General features: G+C 68.1%; 2 protein-coding genes and 1 pseudogene. All 3 read left to right on the top strand.

The features are described from left to right. Positions 1 to 835: pseudogene (locus ACXJKR_RS27780) on the top strand (Rne/Rng family ribonuclease); the annotation flags it as partial. A gap of 89 nt (positions 836 to 924) precedes the next feature. Next, the gene (locus ACXJKR_RS27775) at positions 925 to 2,481 is read left to right on the top strand and encodes a POT-type proton-dependent oligopeptide transporter (protein ID WP_457325571.1); all 1,557 of its coding nucleotides are present in this window, start codon (positions 925 to 927) and stop codon (positions 2,479 to 2,481) included. Positions 2,482 to 2,540: 59 nt separating this feature from the next. After that, positions 2,541 to 3,384: hypothetical protein (locus ACXJKR_RS27770; RefSeq protein ID WP_457325570.1), on the top strand; the 844-nt coding region annotated here is incomplete at its 3' end.

Below are 3,384 nucleotides of genomic sequence, written 5' to 3'. Positions count from 1 at the left end.
CCCGGAGCGTGGTGAGCGCCGCCCACGGGGCGAGCGCCAGGAGCGCCCGCCGGTCGAGACCGTGGCCGCCTTGCCGGTTGCCGCGCCGTTGAGCGAAGACTTGGCCGCCGTCCACGACGCGCCGCCGGCCTTTGTCGACAGCCAGGCCGAAGCCGCCCTGCCTCCGACTGGCGACACGCCGGCCGGTGAAGAGCGCCAGGGCCGTGGCCGCCGCCGTCGCCGTGGTGGCCGCGAGCGCGACGATCAGACGGGCACCGAAGGCACGGCAGAAGCCGGCGTCGAAGCACCGGCTGAAGTTGTTGCTGACGCAGGCGCCGAAACCACGCCGCCCGTCGAAGGTGATGACGCCGAGGGCCATGGCCGCGAAAGCCGCCGTCGCGGCGGTCGCAATCGCAACCGAGGCCGCCGTGAGGAAGGTGCCGTCGAAGGCCAGGAAGCCACTGCTGGCGAGGAGGCCGCTTCGGCCGCCGCGCCGATGCAGAGTTCGCTGATCGAAGACGCGATGGCCAATGCTGCTGCGCCGGTCCAGGCGCCCGCAGCCGTGGCCGCCGCGCCGGCTCCGGTCGCTGCACCTGCGCCGGCCCCGGCGCCGGTTGTCCAAGCCTTCAAGCTGCCGATGGGCGAGCTTCAATCCATCGCCGAAGGTGCCGGCCTGCAATGGGTCAACTCCGACGCCGACAAGATCGCCGCTGTGCAGGCCGCCATCGCGGCCGAGCCCGCACCGGCCCCGCTGGGCCGCGAGCCGGCAGCGGTCGCCGTTGTCGACGAGGGCCCGCTGGTGCTCGTGGAAACCCGCAAGGATCTCAGCCAGGTGAAGCTGCCTTTCGAGGCATGATTCGGGTCGGCTGATCCCACCCTCCAACGCCGCTCGGCCACAAGCCGGGCGGCGTTTCTCTTTTTCAGAGCCCCAACTCCGAGGCCCCCATGACGACCACTGTCACCGCAGACGCCGCCACCGCGGCAAGCCCCGCGGCCAAGATGCCGCCGCAGATCCCCTACATCATCGGCAACGAAGGATGCGAGCGCTTCAGCTTCTACGGCATGCGCAACATCCTGACGGTCTTCATGATGACCAGCCTGCTGCTGGCCATTCCCGAGGACCTGCGCAAGGCCGAGGCCAAGGAGGTGTTCCACACCTTCGTCATCGGTGTCTATTTCTTCCCGCTGCTGGGCGGTTGGCTGGCCGACCGCTTCTTCGGCAAGTACCCGACCATCTTCTGGTTCAGCATCCTGTACTGCGCGGGGCATGCCTGCCTGGCCCTGTTCGACGACAGCATCCGGGGCTTCTACTTCGGCCTGTTCCTGATCTCGCTCGGCTCGGGTGGCATCAAGCCCTTGGTGAGTTCATTCGTTGGCGACCAGTTTGACAAGAGCAACCGGACGCTGGCGCAGAAGGTCTATGACGCCTTCTACTGGATCATCAACTTCGGCAGCTTCTTCGCGTCGCTGCTGATGCCCCTCATCCTGAAGAACTATGGCGCCAGCGTCGCCTTCGCGCTGCCGGGTCTGCTGATGCTGGCCGCCACCGTCATCCTGTGGAGCGGCCGCAAGAAGTATGTGCACCAGCCGGCACACGGCGCCAACCCGCACAGCTTTTTGAAGGTGGTTTGGACGGCCTTGAAGGCCGGCGGCGCTGGCGCCGCCGTGGCATCGCTTGGTCTCGTTGGTGCGGCCTACTCGCTGAGCCGCATCGATGGCCTGGGCCTCGTGCCGGCGGTCTGCCTGGCCCTCGTGCTGGTGATGGGCTTTGGCGGCGTGGGCGCGGCGATGCAGCTGGAGCGCGCGCGCGGCGTGCATCCGGACGAGGCTGTCGACGGTGTGCGTAGCGTGCTGCGCGTGCTGGTGCTGTTCGCGCTGGTCACGCCGTTCTGGTCGCTGTTCGACCAGAAGGCCTCGACCTGGGTGCTGCAGGCCGATCAGATGGCCAAGCCCGCCTGGTTCCAGTCGTCCATGATGCAGGCGCTGAACCCGGCGCTGGTGATGATCCTGATCCCCTTCAACAACCTGGTGCTCTATCCCACGCTGCAACGCATGGGCCTGCAGGTGACGGCACTGCGCCGCATGGGCGCAGGCATCGCGCTGGCGGGTGCGGCCTGGATCGTCGCCGGCGTGTTGCAGCTGTGGCTGGACGAAGGCACGACGGTCAGCATCGTCTGGCAGATGCTGCCCTATGCGCTGCTGACGCTGGGCGAGGTGCTGGTCTCGGCCACCGGGCTGGAGTTCGCCTACAGCCAGGCACCGCTGTCCATGAAGGGCACGATCATGAGCTTCTGGAGCCTGTCGGTGACCATCGGCAACCTGTGGGTGCTGCTGTCCAACGTCAGCATCAAGAGCCCGGCGGCGCTGCAGGCGATCAAGTCGACCGGCTACAGCGAGACCGCCTGCCTGATGTTCTTCTTCGCCGGCTTCGCGCTCGTGGCCGCGACCCTGTTTGCGCTCGTGGCAAGGCGCTATCCGATGCTGAACAATTACCGCAGCTGAAGTGCGGCGGTGAATAGCCACCTTGGTTTCAGCGCCTGGCTCAGTAAGCTGCGCGGCACATGACAGACGCTCAAAATCGCCGCCCCTACGTCGATCCCACGCTGGTCGATCACCATGCACCACGCGCCGCGCCTGAGCCGGCGCCCGAAGCTGCGGCCTGGCAGCAGTCCTCGAACCGCCCGCGTCCGGCGGGCGCCCGGTCGCCGCGCACCCGCGTGATCCGCGAATCCAAGCGCGGCTACTTCGCCCGCCACTGGCATGGCGAGATGAGCCTGGTGCGCAGCTACTGGGTCAACAACTTCCTCGTCGCCACGCCATTGGCTTTCCTGCTGACGGGCCTGATGACCTGGATCAGCGTCAAGGGCGACTCGCTACAGGTCAGCGCCATCTCGCTGCTGGTGACCATGCCGCTGCTGCTGGCGCTGAACCTGTGGTGCATCGTCGGCGCCTGGCGTGCCGCGGCCAACTATCTGCGCGAAAGCGGCTCGGCACTCTGGGGGTGGCTGGCGCGCATCACGCTGGCGCTCAGCACCCTGCAGTTGTTGGCCTCGGTGGTGTTCGGCTTCCTGCCCAGCGTGGGCGAGTACTGGTCCATGGCCCGCGGCGTCGACCCGCTGGGGCAGGCCAAGTTCAGCTTCTCCGCCGATGGCCGCAGCCTGCGGCTGGATGGTGTCATCGGCATGGGCGACGGCGAGCGACTGCGCCAACTGCTGAACAGCGAGGCAGCACGGGACCTCAAGCGCGTGGAACTGGCGTCACCTGGCGGCCGCGTGCGCGAGGCTGAGCGCATGGCCGCGGCCTTGAAGGCGCGCGGCCAGGCCAGCCGCGCGGTGGGCACCTGCGCCAGCGCCTGCACCCTTGTCTTCCTGGCCGGGCAGCCCCGCCATATGACGGCCACGGGCG

The sequence above is a fragment of the Roseateles sp. P5_E11 genome (assembly GCF_054049355.1).
This window is presented reverse-complemented; position numbering and strand designations above follow the sequence as displayed.

What these genes read in the sequence shown, in the direction of transcription:
- ACXJKR_RS27775 (WP_457325571.1), top strand. Translation starts at nt 925, where the DNA reads ATGACGACCACTGTCACCGCAGACGCCGCCACCGCGGCAAGCCCCGCG.